Origin of the sequence: Xanthomonas sp. WHRI 10204, from assembly GCF_040202875.1 — a bacterium.
Classification (GTDB): domain Bacteria; phylum Pseudomonadota; class Gammaproteobacteria; order Xanthomonadales; family Xanthomonadaceae; genus Xanthomonas.
On sequence record NZ_JBEGDW010000001.1, the window covers coordinates 862174 to 877889 of the forward strand.

The following is a 15716-nucleotide window of genomic DNA, read 5'->3' on the forward strand; positions in this document are numbered from 1 at the left end:
AAATAGCGTCCTCGGTCCTGCCACCGCCAATCTGTCGCTCAGATAGCGCGGCCGCTCATCTTGTTGCAAAACCGCAACGCGCCAACGCAAACAGGCCGGCTCACCACGAACCGGCCTGTTGCGACAAACACATAAAGACACCAAGCCTGGAAACCTCAGCGCGCGTCGAACCGCGCGCGGCAGCCATCGTTGACCCACACCGCAGAACGACGTGGGTCGAAGCCCCAGGTGCGGCCTTCTTCGCAACGGGTGTTCGACAACTGGCGGGTCAGTACCGGGCGGCCGGCGCGCACGTCCCAGTCGCAGCTGCGCAGGCGACGGTCGTCGCTGCTGCAGGTCACCGAGTAGTCGCCACGCGGCCGATCGTCACGGCCGCCGTAGCCGTCATCGCGATCCCAACCGCCACCGCCACGGGCCTGCGCAAAGTCGGCGCGGCAGCCGTCATCCACCCAGATCCGGCCGTTTTCCTGGTGCCAGTTGCGGCCCTCCACGCAGGGCGTGCCGGAGAGCTGACGCACGATCGTCGCGCGCCGCCAGCCGGTGTTGCAGATCGCCTGGCGCTGGTCGCGGCTTTCGCAACGCACGGTGCCGGCGGCCGCATTGCCGGGGCGGTCGTCGCCGCCATTCCAGCCACCACCGCCCCAGCCACCGCGGGCCTCGACGAAGCGGCCGCGGCAGCCGTTGTCGACCCAGACGCGGCCACGGTCGCTGCCCCAGTTGCGGCCTTCGATACAGCGGGTGCCGGAGATGTTTTCCACCAGCGCGGCGCGCCCCCGGAACGGGGTGTCGCACTCGCGGCGGCGGTTATCGTTGCTGGAGCAGGTGATGCTGGGGCCATTGAAGCCGCGGTCCTGCGCGGCGGCGGGGCGGCTGACCAGGGTGCCGGCGAGGGCGACAAGACTGAAGCCGGAGATCAGCAGGGCGGTGCGCAGCATCGTGACGTCCTTGGTACGGGAGGGGCGTGGCGCCTATTCAGCCGGGCGCTGACTTAAGCGCCGGTGACCGTCGCCGCATTTGCTCCTGCCGCCCGCCGGCCCCAGAATATCCGGCTTTCCGGCGCTGCCTGCGTCGGGTTTTCAGCGGAGCTTTCGATGCGTACCCACTTCTGCGGCCTGGTCGACGAGACCATGATCGGCCAAACCGTCACTCTCGCCGGCTGGACCGACGTGGCCCGCAACCTGGGCGGCGTGTGCTTCATCGACCTGCGCGACCACGAAGGCATCGTGCAGGTGATGGTGGAACCGGAGAACGCCGAGGTGTTCCCGGTGGCCGCCAGCCTGGGCTACGAAGACGTGCTGCAGGTCGAAGGCGTGGTGCGTGCGCGGCATGCGGTCAACGACAAGTTGCGCAGCGGCAAGGTCGAAGTGATCGCCACCCGCATCAGCATCCTCAACAAGGCGGCGCCGCTACCGTTCCATGCGCACGAAAATCCGGGCGAAGAAACCCGCCTGAAGTACCGCTATCTGGACCTGCGTCGTCCGGAAATGCAGCGCATGCAGCGCACCCGCATCAAGCTGGTGCAGGCGCTGCGCCGCCACCTGGACGCGCGCGATTTCCTGGATATCGAAACCCCGATCCTGACCAAGGCCACCCCGGAAGGCGCACGCGACTTCCTGGTGCCGGCGCGCATGCATCCGGGCGAGTTCTACGCCTTGCCGCAGAGCCCGCAGCTGTTCAAGCAGATTTTGATGGTGGCCGGCTTCGACCGTTACTACCAGATCGCGCGCTGCTTCCGCGACGAAGCGCTGCGCGCCGATCGCCAGCTGGAATTCACCCAGCTCGATATGGAATTCGCCTTCGTGCGCGAGCGCGATGTGCAGGATTTCGTGGAAGACATGATCCGCGCCATCTTCAAGGAAGTGGTGGACGTCGAGTTGGCCGCGCAGTTCCCGCGCATGACCTGGGCCGAGGCGATGCGTCGCTATGGCTCGGACAAGCCGGACCTGCGCATCGCGCTGGAACTGATCGATGTGGCCGAGCTGGTTAAATCCAGTGAATTCCCGGTGTTCACCGCCGCCGCCAACGATGCCGACGGCCGCGTGGCTGCGCTGCGCATTCCCGGTGGCGCAGCGCTGTCGCGCAAGCAGATCGACGACTATGCCGCGCACGCCGCCAAATACGGCGCCAAGGGGCTGGCCTACATCAAGCTGTCGGAGACCGGCGAAGTCAGCTCGCCGATCGCCAAGTTCTTTTCCGAAGAAGCGTTCGCCGCGCTGCTCAAGCACGTGGGTGCAAGCAACGGCGACATCGTGTTCTTCGGCGCCGGCGGCTACAACAAGGTGTCCGACTTCATGGGCGCGCTGCGCCTGAAAGCCGGCAAGGACTTCAAGCTGGTCGCCGATACCTGGGCGCCGCTGTGGGTCACTGATTTCCCGATGTTCGAGTGGGACGACGAAGCACAGCGGTACGTCGCCCTGCATCATCCCTTCACCGCATCGGCGGTGGACGATATCGCCGACCTGCGCGCCAACGCCCGCACTGCCGTGTCGCGCAGTTACGACATGGTGCTCAACGGCAATGAAATCGGCGGCGGCTCGATCCGTATCCACCGCCCGGACATGCAGAGCGCGGTGTTCGAGTTGCTCGGCATCGGCGCGGAAGAAGCGCGCGCCAAGTTCGGCTTCCTGCTGGATGCGTTGAACTACGGCGCCCCGCCGCACGGCGGCATCGCCTTCGGCATCGACCGCATCGCCGCGCTGATGGCTGGCACCGAATCGATCCGCGACGTGATCCCGTTCCCCAAGACCACCGGCGCGCAGGATCTGATGACCGACGCCCCATCGCCGATTGCCGCCGAGCAGCTGGCCGAAGTGCACGTGCAGGTGCGCCCCAAGCAGGCCTGACCTGCGCGAGCAGATGGCCGCGCTATGCGTGGTCATCTGTACAAGGCGCCCAGCGCAGCCAGCGCTGCGCACTTTGGCGGAACCGTCAGCGCCAGGGCCGGAGGCTGTGCATGTATCACGGCCATCCAATCGCCGCCGATCAACCGGCGGCGGTTTGCTTTTAAGTCCGTTCCGACCCGACCGGCGTTGCGCTAGTACATGGCCGCGACTCGCACGTCGTGGTTATCTTTCCGACGCGCTGCGGTGCGCAGCCAGCGTCGCGCGCTTCGCCAAAACCATCAGCGCCCACACCGAATCCTGCACACGGGGAATCCAGGCACCGCAGATGCTTGCCCGATTCCCGATTCCCGATTCCCGATTCCCGATTCCCGTTTCCCCAACTTGCAGAACCGCCGCCGCATGCGAGAAGCTGCCACGTCCACCCGGCACGAGAGGCCCGCATGACCCGCATCCGCCGCGCCACGCCGGACGATGCCGAAGCGCTGTCGCTTCTGGCTGCGCAGACGTTTACCGAAACCTTCGGACATCTGTATCCGGAAGAAGACCTGCGCGGTTTTCTGGAAGAGACCTATGCGGTGGAGCGTGCGCGCATCGTGCTGGCGCATCCGGATTACGCGATCTGGTTGCTGGAGCTGGACAACCTGCTGGTCGGCCACGCCGCCGCCGGCCCATGCGGCCTGCCGCACGACGAGGTGCGCCCCGGCGACAGGGAACTCAAGCGCCTGTATCTGTTGAAGGACTACCAGAGCAGCGGCTGGGGCAGCCGGCTGTTCGAAACTGCCTTGGAATGGCTCGAGCGCGACGGCCCACACACCTTGTGGATCGGTGTGTGGTCGGAAAATTTCGGTGCGCAACGCTTCTACGCCCGCTACGGTTTCGAAAAAATCGGCGAGTACGACTTCCCGGTGGGCAAGATCGTCGACCGCGAGTTCATCCTGCGCCGCAAGCCGGTGCTGGCGGCGGACTAAGCGCGACGACCAAAACGACTGCACGCGCATCGGACCAGCGCGGCCGGTGCCGCGGAATCGGCCTGTGTCGCTCGTACACGCCGTCTCCCGTGCGCCGTCCACACCCGCCTGGCAGCCGCTCGCTACGGTGTATTCGCCGCTCCAAGCCAGGCCTGCCTTGCCGTTGCGGCAAGGCAAGCCAAGGCAAGGCATTCTGTCCTTCTCCGGCGCGACTGCGCTTGCCGCAAGATCGGCGCAGCGAGCCTGCGACCGCAATCGCGTAGTCGGTGCTGCAGACCCCATGCGCGTCAGACATTCGCCTGACGCTCACCTTCCCTTCCGGTAACCACGTCCTTGTCCAACGCATCGTCGGCCATCCCTGTCATCCCTCGGCGCAGTCCGCGCAAGCACGCGGCCACCGCCACCGCCGATGTGCTGCTGGTGCACGGCATCTGGAATACCGCGCACTGGCTGTTACCGCTTGCGCGCCGGATGCGCGCCGATGGGCTGGCGCCCGCGCTGTTCGGCTATGCCAGCGTGCTCGGCGGGCCGGCGCAGGCGGTGCCGCGCTTGATCGAACGCCTGCGCACCAGCCGCGCGCAATTGCTGGTCTGCCACAGCCTGGGTGGGCTGATGGCCCTGCAGGCCTTGTGCGATGCCCCCGACCTACCGGTGCGTCGCGTGGTCTGCCTGGGCTCGCCCCTGTGCGGCAGCGCCGCTGCGCGCGGGCTGGCGCGGCGCGGGGGCGTCTGGGCGATGGGGCGCAGCGCCGCCCTGCTGCAGCAAGGGTTTGCGCGCTGGGACGGGCCGGTCGAGATCGGCCAGGTTGCCGGGTGCGTGCCGCGCGGGGTCGGCCGCTGGCTGGCGCCGCTGGCCGAGGGCTCGGACGGCACCGTGGCGCTGGCCGAAACCCGTCTGCCCGGGCTGCGCGACCACTGCGTGGTGCACGCCAGCCACAGCGGGCTGTTGCGCTCGCCCGAGGCGGCCCGGCAGGCGTTGGCCTTCCTGCGCAGCGGCCGCTTTTCGTCTTGAACATCCGCTGGCGGATGTCGCGGCCCCGGTGAGTGCAAGCAATCAGGTAAAATCCGCGCCCTGTCATACAAGCCAGTCTGGAATCACCCATGGGTAGAGGCCCCTCGATCGAAGGCCGCAAGAACGCCTCCGACGCCAAACGCGGCAAGATGTTCACCAAGATCATCCGCGAGATCAGCGTCGCTGCGCGCGCCGGCGGCGGCGATTTGTCCAACAATCCGCGCCTGCGCACCGCCATGGACAAAGGCCTGTCGGCGAACATGTCCAAGGACGTGATCGAACGCGCCATCAAAAAGTCCACCGGCGAGCTGGAAGGGGTGGAATACGAAGAAGTGCGCTACGAGGGCTATGCGCCCGGCGGCGTGGCGGTGATCGTGGACTGCCTGACCGACAACCGCGTGCGCACCGTGGCCGACGTGCGGCATGCCTTCAGCAAATGCGGCGGCAACATGGGCACCGATGGCTCGGTGGCCTTCATGTTCAAGCGCCTGGGCGTGCTCAGTTTTGCCGCCGGCATCGATGAAGACACCCTCACCGACGCGGCCATCGAAGCCGGCGCCGACGACGTGGTGGTGTACCCGGAAGACGGCGCGATCGACGTGCTGACAGCCCCGGATGCCTTCGCCCAGGTCAAGGACGCCCTGGCTGCGGCCGGCCTGGAACCGGCCCACGCCGAAGTCACCTTCCGCGCCGAAAACGACATCGCCGTCGACGGCGACACTGCCCTGCAGGTCCGCAAGCTGCTCGACCTGCTCGAAGACCTGGACGATGTCCAGGACGTGTATTCGAACGTCGATCAATCGAGTTTCGGCGCGTAGGCGCCGGGAATTGAGAATGGAGAATCGGGAATCGAAACGACAGCATCCTGCGGTGCTCGGCAACGTCGAGCACGCCAGTAGGCCGCTTTACCCATTCCCGATTCCCGACTCCCGATTCCCGGCTCCTCGATGACCCGCATCCTGGGCATCGATCCTGGCTCCCAGCGCACCGGGGTCGGCATCATCGACATCGACGAGGGCGGTCGCAGCCGGCATGTGCATCACGCACCGCTGGTGCTGCTGGGCGAGGGCGACTTTGCGCAACGGCTCAAGCGCCTGCTGCACGGGTTGGGCGAGTTGATCGAGACCTACCGGCCGGATGAAGTGGCGATCGAAAAGGTCTTCATGGGCAAAAGTGCCGCTTCGGCGCTCAAGCTCGGCCATGCACGTGGCGCGGCAATCTGCGCGGTCGTCATGCGCGATCTGCCGGTGCACGAGTACGCTGCCACTGAAATCAAGCTCGCGCTGGTCGGCAAGGGCGGCGCGGACAAGGTGCAGGTGCAGCACATGGTCGGCATCATGCTCAACCTGAAAGGCAAGCTGCAGGCCGACGCCGCCGATGCACTGGCGGTTGCCATCACCCACGCCCACGTCCGCGCCACCGCGCAGCGTCTGGGCGTCACTACCCAACAGGCCTGGAGCCGCAAGAAATGAGAATCGGGAATCGGGAATTGGGAATCGGAAACGCCCAGAGCGGAGTTCATAACGGCGCGTGCTGTTTCGATTCCCCATTCCCGATTCCCCATTCCCGGCACCGCCAAGGCGGTGCGCAATGATCGGCCGTCTGCGCGGGATCCTGGCCTACAAGCAGCCGCCGTGGCTGGTGATCGACGTGGGCGGGGTGGGGTACGAGCTGGAGGCGCCGATGAGCACCTTCTACGATCTGCCCGATGTCGGTCGCGACGTCATCCTGTTCACCCATTACGCGCAAAAGGAAGACAGCGTCGCGCTGTACGGCTTCCTGCGCGAGGGCGAGCGGCGGCTGTTCCGCGACGTGCAAAAAGTTACCGGGATCGGCGCCAAGATCGCGCTGGCGGTGCTCTCCGGGGTCAGCGTGGACGAGTTCGCCCGCCTGGTCACCGGCGGCGACATCACCGCGCTGACGCGCATTCCGGGCATCGGCAAGAAGACCGCCGAGCGCATGGTGGTCGAGCTGCGCGACCGCGCCGCCGACTTCAGCAGCGGCGCGCCGATCACCGGCCAGCTGGGTCCGGATGCGGTGTCCGAAGCCACGGTCGCCTTGCAGCAACTGGGTTACAAGCCGGCCGAGGCTGCACGCATGGCACGCGAGGCCGGGGCAGAAGGCGACGAAGTCGCCACGGTCATTCGCAAGGCACTCCAGGCCGCGCTGCGTTAAGCGAGCTCGGCCTTTCTCATTCTTCACGCCCTTCAGCGATAACCTGCCCACTCAATGTCACAGACCTCCACTCCCGCAGCTGGCCACGGCCACGCGCCTGCCAACAGCCATATGGCCTTGGTCGTCGGCGCCATCGGCGTCGTCTTCGGCGATATCGGCACCAGTCCGCTGTACACCCTCAAGGAGGCGTTTTCGCCGCACTACGGGTTGACCAGCGATCACGACACCGTGCTGGGCGTGCTGTCACTGGCGTTCTGGGCGCTGATGATCACCGTCACGCTCAAGTACGTCACCATCATCATGCGTGCCGACAACGAGGGCGAGGGCGGCATCATGGCGCTGATGGCGCTGACCCAGCGCACCCTCAAACAGGGCTCGCGATCGGCGTACGTGGTCGGCATCCTCGGGATCTTCGGCGCCTCGCTGTTCTTCGGCGACGGCGTGATCACCCCGGCCATCTCGGTGATGGGCGCGGTGGAAGGCCTGGAAATCGCCGCGCCCAGCCTGCATCCCTTCATCGTGCCGATCACCGTGGTGGTGCTGCTGATCGTGTTTATGGTGCAGCGCTTCGGCACCGAAACGGTCGGCAAGGTGTTCGGCCCGATCACTTGTCTGTGGTTTCTGTCGCTGGGCGCGATCGGCATCTGGAACATCGTCGATGCGCCGGAAGTGATGAAAGCCTTCAATCCGTGGTGGGCGATCCGCTTCTTCATGGAGCACGGCTGGCATGGGGTGTTCATCCTCGGCGCTGTGGTGCTGGCGGTGACCGGCGGTGAAGCGCTGTATGCAGACATGGGCCACTTCGGCGCACGCCCGATCCGGCATGGCTGGTACTTCTTCGTACTGCCGATGCTGCTGCTCAACTACCTGGGCCAGGGCGCCCTGGTACTCAATCACCCTGCCGCACTGAAAAACCCGTTCTTCGAAGCGGTGCCCAGCTGGGCGCTGTACCCGATGATCATCCTGGCCACGCTGGCAGCGGTGATCGCCTCGCAGGCGGTGATCACCGGTGCGTATTCGGTGGCTCGCCAGGCCATGCAGCTGGGCTACATCCCGCGCATGCAGATCAAGCACACCTCGCGCACCACCATCGGCCAGATCTACGTGCCCGGCATCAACTGGCTGTTGATGGTGATGGTGATCGCGCTGGTGCTGATCTTCCGCAGCTCCACCAATCTGGCCGTGGCGTACGGCATCTCGGTCTCGATGACGATGCTGATCGACACCTTGCTGCTGGCCCTGGTGGCGCGGTCCTTGTGGCCGCGCTGGCGCAACTGGGTGCTGCCGCTGTGCGTGGTGTTCTTCATCATCGAGCTGGCGTTTGTCATCGCCAACGGCGCCAAGCTGCTGCAGGGCGCGTGGTTCCCGCTGGCGCTAGGCATCGTGGTGTTTACCCTGATGCGCACCTGGCGGCGTGGCCGCGCGCTGCTGCGCGAAGAGATCCGCAAGGACGGTATCCGCATCGACAGCTTCCTGCCGGGCCTGATGCTGGCGCCGCCGGCGCGCGTGCCGGGCATGGCGGTGTTTTTGACCGCCGACCCGATGGTCGTGCCGCATGCGCTGATGCACAACCTCAAGCACAACAAGGTGCTGCACGAACGCAACATCTTCCTCAACGTCGACACCTTGCCGATCCCGTATGCGCCGGTAGACAAGCGCCTGCAGATCGAATCGATCGGCGACGAGTTCTACCGCGTCTACGTGCGCTTCGGCTTCATGGAAACGCCCGACGTGCCGTTGGCGCTGATGCGCTCCTGCGACCAGGGCGGCATCCATTTCGACCCGATGGACACCACCTTCTTCGCCAGCCGCGAAACCATCGTGGCCAGCGCCAACCGCGGCATGCCGATCTGGCGCGACAAGCTGTTTGCGCTGATGCATCGCAACGCCGCCCCGGCCACCGGCTTCTTCCGTATTCCCGGTAACCGCCTGGTCGAGTTGGGCGCGCAAGTGGAGATCTGAGCGTGGCTGGTCTGCAGTGGATGGTCTACGGCCGCTCGCCGAGCCTGGACACCTTCTGGGACGAAGCGCTGAATCTCGGGCGTGCACCAGCGAGCGAGGCTGCCATCGCCGCCGCGCAAGCGCGGCTCGGGGTGCATCTGCCGACGTGGCTACGCACGTTGTATGCGCGCTATGACGGCGGCGCGGTGCAGATGGCGCGTGGTCAGTCGCTGGAGCAGCCGGACGACTGGCTCACCGCCGAATGGCTGATCCCGCGTGCACGCTTGCTTGGCAGCGCGGAGCTGTTTTCCTTCGCGCAGGTGCGCGCTCGTGAGGACTACCGCGATGACGCATTTGCCGGTCTGGCCGCCGGTGGCGACGATCGCCGCCTGATCGTCATCGCCGCCGACCACCGCTCACCCAGTCGGGCCTTGTGTCTGGATTATTCCGTGCCCGGCGCCGAGCCCACCCTGGTCTATGTCGATGCCGGCGGGAACCGTCGGTTGATCGTGTTCGAGAACGTGGACGTTCTGCTGTCGCAGCTGGTCGATGTCGTGTACTGGTCGCCTGCATTGCAGGCCAAGCACGATGAGAACGAGCTGGTGCACTGGCAGCCTCAGCCACCGGCATTGCGCACCTTCTGGAGCGGCCCCGGGCATTGGAACGACACCGCAGCGGCTGCAGACGCCGATGCGCTGGCCACTGCCGAAGCGCGACTGGGCGTGCGCTTGCCGGCGTTGTTCAAACGCCTGTACAGCGTCCAGGACGGCGGCGACACGGGCTGGTGCTGGGTGCCGCGCACGCGCTTTGCTTCCGCGCATTACGTGGATTGGGAATGCGTGCTGGTGGATCGGTATCTATCGCCGCTTGCGCAGATCGGCAGCCTGCTGGACCTGGCCGCGGCCTTCGAAGACCCTGACGACTTCAGTGCGGCGGCGTGCCTGCATGCCGGCCTGGACCAGGTGCTGGTGCTGTCGTGCCACAACATCGATTGCCTGCTGTGCCTGGACTATCGCGCGCGCGGCCCGCAGTGCGAGCCGGAAGTCGTCTATTTCGAGAAATGGGAGGGGCTGGTCCCGACCTGGCGCGCCCCCAGCTTCGATGCGTTCTTCAGCGTGCTGCGGCAGGCCGATCTTGATTTCTAGAGGCTGCGCCGCCCGCGCGCGGCATGCGAAGATGGCGGGATGACCGAACAGCGCATCATCGCCAGCAGCGCCACCCGCGAAGACGATGCCGCCGATGCGAGCATCCGCCCCAAACGCCTGGCCGATTACCTCGGCCAGCAGCCGGTGCGCGAGCAGATGGAGATCTACATCCAGGCTGCCAAGGCGCGTGGCGAGGCGATGGATCATGTGCTGATCTTCGGCCCGCCCGGCCTGGGCAAGACCACGCTCAGTCACGTCATCGCCAATGAGCTGGGCGTCAACCTGCGCTCCACCTCCGGGCCGGTGATCGAAAAGGCTGGCGATCTGGCCGCGCTGCTGACCAACCTGCAGCCGCACGATGTGTTGTTCATCGACGAAATCCATCGGCTGTCGCCCGTGGTGGAAGAAGTGCTGTACCCGGCGATGGAAGATTTCCAGATCGACATCATGATCGGCGACGGCCCGGCCGCACGTTCGATCAAGATCGATCTGCCGCCGTTCACGCTGATTGGCGCCACCACCCGCGCCGGCCTGCTGACCGCGCCGTTGCGCGACCGCTTCGGCATCGTGCAGCGGCTGGAGTTCTATTCGCCGGCAGAGCTCACCCGCATCGTGATCCGCTCGGCCGCGATTCTGGGCATCGACTGCACGCCCGACGGCGCCGCCGAGATCGCGCGTCGCGCACGTGGCACCCCGCGTATCGCCAACCGGCTGCTGCGCCGCGTGCGCGATTTCGCCCAGGTCAAGGCCGCCGGTCATATCGATCTGCCGGTGGCGCAGGCCGCCATGCAGATGCTCAAGGTCGACCCGGAAGGCTTCGACGAGCTTGATCGGCGCATGTTGCGCACCATCGTCGAACATTTCGACGGCGGCCCCGTGGGCGTGGAATCCTTGGCCGCCTCGTTGTCGGAAGAGCGCGGCACGCTGGAAGACGTGATCGAGCCCTACCTGATCCAGCAGGGTTTTCTGATCCGCACCGCGCGCGGCCGCATGGTCACCACCAAGGCCTATCTGCACCTGGGCCTGAAGCCGCCGCGCGACCGCGCACCAGCCATCGGCGAGCCGGGAGACCTGTTCTGATGACGCTCCGCTCGTCGCTTGCTCAGGCCGTTTCGATCAACAATCCGTCCCCATGACCACCGATTCCCGATTCTCGCCTCCCGATTCCCCGCCTGTATTCAGTTGGCCGACACGCGTCTACTGGGAAGATACCGACGCCGGCGGGGTGGTCTACCACGCGCGCTACGTTGCTTTCATGGAACGCGCGCGCACCGAGTGGATGCGCGCGGTCGGTTACGGGCAGGATCTGATGCGCCAGGAGCACGGTCTGGTGTTTGCGGTCCGCTCGATGCAACTGGATTTCCTCAAGCCGGCCCGGCTCGACGACGCGCTGTCTGTGTCGGCGGTATTGCTGAAATGCAAACGGGCCAGCCTGCTGTTTGCGCAGTCGGTCCGTCGCGAAGGCGAGGTGCTGTTGACTGCCGAGGTGCGCATCGCCGCACTCGGCACCAGCGACTTCCGCCCGCGCGGCATGGACGATGCGCTGTATGACGTGTTGAAAGCTTTAGAAACCCCAGAATCAGATTACTGAGGAACCAACGGATGTCGATTGCATTGCTCCTGGCCCTGCAGGACACGGTAGTGGAAGCACTACCGCAGGAAGTCACCGCGGCCGCGGCGCAAACCGCCACGGCGGCGCATAACAGCAGCATCAACTATGTTGATCTGATCCTGCGCGCCAGCATCCCGGTGAAGATCATCGTGCTGTTGCTGTTGATCGGCTCGTTCATCAGTTGGGTGATCATTTTCCGCAAGGCGCGTGCGTTCAAGCAGGCCAACCGCGAGGCGGACGAGTTCGAAAACCGCTTCTGGTCCGGCGCCGATCTTGCCAAGCTCTACGCTTCGGCAACCGACCGCAACCGCACCGTTGGCGGTCTGGAATCGATGTTCGAAAGCGGGTTCCGCGAATTTTCGCGGCTGCGCGATCGCCGTCGCCTGGATGCGCGCGTGCAGCTCGAAGGCGCACAGCGCGCCATGCGGACCGCCTTCACCCGTGAGGTCGATCAGCTGGAGCGCAATCTCGAATTGCTGGCCAACATCGGCTCCACCGCGCCGTACGTTGGCCTGGTCGGCACCGTGTTCGGCATCATGGTGACCATGCACGACATGGTCAGCAGCGGCGAGCAGGCCGGTATCGCGGCCGTGGCGCCGGGTATTTCCGAAGCCTTGTTCGCCACTGCCATCGGCCTGTTCGTGGCGATCCCGGCGGTGTGGGCCTACAACCGCTTCACTACCCGCGTGGAACGGCTGTCGGTGCGCTACGAAACCTTCGCCGACGAGTTCAGCTCCATCCTGCAGCGCCAGGCTGGCGCGGACGAGTAATGCGCCTCTCTCGCAAGCTCTCTGGCCTGCGCGCGCGCGTTGCAGGAACCTGCACCGCGCGGCGGCTGGATACGTCCATCGCCAATGCGCACGCACTGGTCTGCAGCACCTGGACAGGCGAGCCACTGGCGACAGATCGCACACGTCTGTGCGAGGGATTAATTAGGAACGTTTCGCGATGATTTCCGGTATTTCCCGCCGTAAGAAGCGCAAGCTCAAATCCGACATCAACGTCGTGCCATACATCGACGTGATGCTGGTGCTGCTGATCATCTTCATGGTGACAGCACCGCTATTGACCCTGAGCACCGACGTCAGCCTGCCGAGCTCGCGCGCCAAGGCGCTGGAAAGCAAGCAGGACCCGATCGTGGTGGTGGTTGCCGCCGATGGACAACTGGCATTGCAGCTGCCCAAGGGCAAGCCGCAGGCCATGGACGTCACTGCGCTGCAGGCGCAGCTGGCCGCCATCGTGGCGCAGGACAAGGACGCACGCGTGGTGGTGGCTGGCGATCGCGCCGCGCCGTATCAAAAGATCATGGATGCCATCGACGTGCTCAAGCAGGCCAAGGTCGAGAAGGTCGGCCTGATCTCCGACTCCGGCGGCACTGCAGGCAGCGATGCACGCTGACGCACTCCCCACCCAGGGCGCGCGCGAGGATGGCTGGCTGCGACCGGTCATGCTGGCCTTGGTCGTGCATATTCTGGTCGCGCTGGTGTTCATCGCCGGCTGGCTGTGGTCGCCCGAACGCTCGGTCGAACCGGCTGCGGGCGACCCCAGCATGGAAGCCTCGCTGGACGTCTCCGCCGCCGAGGCACGCGTCGCGCGTCAGGCGCTGAAGGCCACGCCGGTGGAAGCCCCCCCGCCGCCGGCACCGTTGCCCGAGCCCGCGCCGGAAGAAAGTGTGCCGCCGCCGCAGCCGATCCCGGAGCTGCGCCCGCAGGATGCGCCTACGCAGCAGCAGGCACAGGCGCAGGAACGCGTTGCCCAGCCGGACAAGGTCGACCAGGACAAGGTCGATGCGTTGGCCATTTCCGAAGAGAAGGCCAAGCAGGAACAGGAGGCCAAGCGCCGCCAGGAGCAGATCGACCTGACCGAGCGCAAGCGTCAGGACGAGGCTGAGCAGAAACTGCGCCTGGCCAAGCAGCAGGAAGAGGCCGACGCCAAGAAGAAGCAGGCGGCTGCCGAGCAGGCTGCCGACGCCGAGCGCCAGAAGAAGATCGCCGACATCCGCCGCCAGCGCGAGCAGGCCACCAAGGAGGCTACGCTGGCCGAGCAGAAGCTGCGCCAGGTTGCGGCTGCGCGCGCGCAGCAGGCCTCTGCCGCGGCAGCGACCAGTGCGCAGCCAACTGCAGGGCAGGGCGGCACCAGCACCGACCTGTCGGCCAAGTACGCCGCCGCGATCCAGCAGAAGGTGCTTGCCCAGTGGGTGCGCCCGCCATCGGTGCCGCCGGGGCAGAAGTGCACCATCAACATCCGTCAGTTGCCCGGTGGCAGCGTGATGGAGGCCAAGGTCGCGCCGGGTTGCCCGTACGACGAGGCCGGCCAGCGCTCGATCGAGGCTGCCGTGTTGAGCGCGCAGCCGCTGCCGTATCGCGGGTTCGAATCGGTGTTCCAGCGCAATTTGACCTTCGTATTCACCGCGCAGGATCAGTAATCGTTGGGTGGATCGCGGTGCGGCAGCTTGCGAGCGTTGCACCGGGGTAAGAGGCCCCGGATGACAACCGGGTCAATGCGTTGTCGTCTCATGTCTTGCCGGCGTCGATTGCGGCTTGGTAGCGCCCGACCAGATTCAGGCCTGACGAAGTTGCCTCGCCGCTCGACCGCTCGCTCCATTTTCACGTTGTCTCGTTCATGATTGCGAGTATGTTCACTCGCTGATTGGTATCCCTTGCACACTTTTCCTGCCCGATCCGAGCCGTCCATGAAAAAACCGCTGCGTTGGCTAGCTGCCTTGACCGCCCTGTTGTTGCCGCTGAGCGCGCTCGCGCAACAGCAAGGGCTCACCATCGACATCGTGGGCGGTAGCGCCTCGGCGACGCCGATCACTGTCATCCCCATGCCCTACCAGGGCTCCGGCACCGCACCGCAGACCGATGTGTCTGCCGTCGTCGGCGCCGACCTGGATCGTTCCGGCCAGTTCCGCACGTTGCCGGCAGCGCAGATCGTCGAAAAGCCGACCCGCGGCACCGAGGTGCAGTTCCAGACCTGGCGCACCCTCAAGCAGAACTACATCGTCGTCGGCCGCGTGATGGATGCGGGTGAGGGTGCATATCGCGTCGAGTACGAACTGTTCGACGTGGCCAAGGGCGAGCGCATGCTCGGCCTGGCGATGACCGCGCGCGCCAATGCGATGCGTGACGTGTCGCACCAGATGGCCGATGCGATCTACGAAAAAATCACCGGCGTGCGCGGCGCGTTCTGGACCCGTATCGCCTATGTGACCGCCAGCGGCAAGGGTGGCGCCATGCGCTACGCGCTGATGGTGGCCGATTCGGATGGCTACAACCCGCAGACCATCGTGCGCTCGGCCGAGCCGCTGCTGTCGCCGAACTGGAGCCCGGATGGCAAGAAGCTGGCCTACGTGAGCTTCGAGCGTGGCAACTCCTCGATCTACCTGCAGGACATCGCCACCGGCGCACGTGAGCTTGTCTCCAGCTTCCGCGGCATCAATGGCGCACCGTCGTTCTCGCCGGATGGCCGTCGCCTGGCGCTGGCGCTGTCGCGCAGCGGCAACCCGGAGATCTACGTGATGGATCTGGGCAGCAAGCAGCTGACCCAGCTGACCAACCACTTCGGCATCGATACCGAGCCGACCTGGGCGCCGGATGGCAGCAGCATCTATTTCACCTCCGATCGCGGCGGTCGTCCGCAGATCTACCAGGTGGCTGCTAGCGGCGGCAGCGCCAACCGCGTGACCTTCCAGGGCAATTACAACGCGACCGCCAGCGTGTCGTTCGACGGCAAGAAGATTGCCGTGGCGCAGGGCAGTGGCAATAGCTACCGCATCGCCATGATGGATCGCAGCCTGGGTTCGCCCAGCTGGAGCACGCTCTCGCCGGGTTCGCTGGACGAATCGCCGAGCTTTGCGCCCAACGCCAGCATGGTGTTGTACGCCGCACGTGAGGGTGGCCGGGGCGTGCTTTACGCCGTATCCGCCGACGCTCGGGTTCGCCAGCGTCTGGTTCTGGCCGATGGTGATGTGAGAGAACCCGCTTGGGGGCCTTACCGAACCGCGCATTAATGTTAATAT

15 protein-coding genes and 1 other RNA gene are annotated in these 15716 nt (G+C 65.8%); 15 read left to right on the plus strand and 1 reads right to left on the minus strand.

The window, feature by feature from the left end:
- Nucleotides 1-155 precede the first annotated feature (155 nt).
- Nucleotides 156-935 carry a DUF3011 domain-containing protein gene (locus ABQZ00_RS03750; RefSeq protein WP_323537551.1) on the minus strand — a complete coding sequence of 260 codons (780 nt, stop codon included), beginning with the start codon at nucleotides 933-935 and terminating at the stop codon, nucleotides 156-158.
- 156 nt (nucleotides 936-1091) lie between these two features.
- Here ABQZ00_RS03750 and aspS point away from each other — a divergent pair, with 156 nt between their 5' ends.
- The 15 genes from aspS to tolB all read left to right on the plus strand — a co-directional run bounded on the left by aspS (nucleotide 1092) and on the right by tolB (nucleotide 15707).
- Nucleotides 1092-2843, plus strand: coding sequence for an aspartate--tRNA ligase (gene aspS, locus ABQZ00_RS03755; RefSeq protein WP_323537550.1), 1752 nt, complete (start codon nucleotides 1092-1094; stop codon nucleotides 2841-2843).
- 440 nt (nucleotides 2844-3283) lie between these two features.
- Nucleotides 3284-3811: a GNAT family N-acetyltransferase gene (locus ABQZ00_RS03760; RefSeq protein ID WP_055849071.1), complete on the plus strand. Its 528-nt coding sequence runs from the start codon at nucleotides 3284-3286 to the stop codon at nucleotides 3809-3811.
- 62 nt (nucleotides 3812-3873) lie between these two features.
- Nucleotides 3874-3949: non-coding RNA, sX9 sRNA (locus ABQZ00_RS03765), on the plus strand.
- Nucleotides 3950-4144: 195 nt separating this feature from the next.
- A complete protein-coding gene (locus ABQZ00_RS03770) occupies nucleotides 4145-4822 on the plus strand; it encodes an alpha/beta fold hydrolase (RefSeq protein WP_323537549.1) in 678 nt (225 codons plus the stop codon).
- Nucleotides 4823-4911: 89 nt separating this feature from the next.
- Nucleotides 4912-5640 (plus strand): YebC/PmpR family DNA-binding transcriptional regulator, encoded by a 729-nt coding sequence (locus ABQZ00_RS03775; RefSeq protein ID WP_115560144.1) that lies wholly within the window; start codon nucleotides 4912-4914, stop codon nucleotides 5638-5640.
- A gap of 129 nt (nucleotides 5641-5769) precedes the next feature.
- Complete coding sequence (gene ruvC / locus ABQZ00_RS03780) at nucleotides 5770-6294, plus strand: crossover junction endodeoxyribonuclease RuvC (RefSeq protein ID WP_055849080.1); 525 nt, start codon at nucleotides 5770-5772, stop codon at nucleotides 6292-6294.
- 118 nt (nucleotides 6295-6412) lie between these two features.
- On the plus strand, nucleotides 6413-6997 hold the full coding sequence (gene ruvA, locus ABQZ00_RS03785) for a Holliday junction branch migration protein RuvA (RefSeq protein ID WP_055849084.1): 585 nt from the start codon (nucleotides 6413-6415) through the stop codon (nucleotides 6995-6997).
- Between the two features lie 54 nt (nucleotides 6998-7051).
- Nucleotides 7052-8959 (plus strand): potassium transporter Kup, encoded by a 1908-nt coding sequence (locus ABQZ00_RS03790; RefSeq protein WP_055849087.1) that lies wholly within the window; start codon nucleotides 7052-7054, stop codon nucleotides 8957-8959.
- Between the two features lie 2 nt (nucleotides 8960-8961).
- The gene (locus tag ABQZ00_RS03795; protein WP_323537548.1) at nucleotides 8962-10083 is read left to right on the plus strand and encodes an SMI1/KNR4 family protein; all 1122 of its coding nucleotides are present in this window, start codon (nucleotides 8962-8964) and stop codon (nucleotides 10081-10083) included.
- Nucleotides 10084-10122: 39 nt separating this feature from the next.
- A complete protein-coding gene (gene ruvB, locus ABQZ00_RS03800; protein ID WP_055849093.1) occupies nucleotides 10123-11163 on the plus strand; it encodes a Holliday junction branch migration DNA helicase RuvB in 1041 nt (346 codons plus the stop codon).
- A 52-nt stretch (nucleotides 11164-11215) separates the two neighbouring features.
- Nucleotides 11216-11674, plus strand: coding sequence for a tol-pal system-associated acyl-CoA thioesterase (gene ybgC / locus ABQZ00_RS03805; RefSeq protein WP_323537547.1), 459 nt, complete (start codon nucleotides 11216-11218; stop codon nucleotides 11672-11674).
- Between the two features lie 11 nt (nucleotides 11675-11685).
- The gene (tolQ, locus tag ABQZ00_RS03810) at nucleotides 11686-12465 is read left to right on the plus strand and encodes a protein TolQ (protein WP_005996093.1); all 780 of its coding nucleotides are present in this window, start codon (nucleotides 11686-11688) and stop codon (nucleotides 12463-12465) included.
- A gap of 178 nt (nucleotides 12466-12643) precedes the next feature.
- Nucleotides 12644-13093, plus strand: coding sequence for a protein TolR (gene tolR / locus ABQZ00_RS03815; protein ID WP_323518468.1), 450 nt, complete (start codon nucleotides 12644-12646; stop codon nucleotides 13091-13093).
- A complete protein-coding gene (tolA, locus tag ABQZ00_RS03820) occupies nucleotides 13083-14120 on the plus strand; it encodes a cell envelope integrity protein TolA (RefSeq protein WP_115513620.1) in 1038 nt (345 codons plus the stop codon). Before tolR ends, tolA begins: the two co-directional genes overlap by 11 nt.
- Before the next feature lie 267 nt (nucleotides 14121-14387).
- The gene (gene tolB / locus ABQZ00_RS03825) at nucleotides 14388-15707 is read left to right on the plus strand and encodes a Tol-Pal system beta propeller repeat protein TolB (RefSeq protein ID WP_115513619.1); all 1320 of its coding nucleotides are present in this window, start codon (nucleotides 14388-14390) and stop codon (nucleotides 15705-15707) included.
- Nucleotides 15708-15716: the final 9 nt, after the last annotated feature.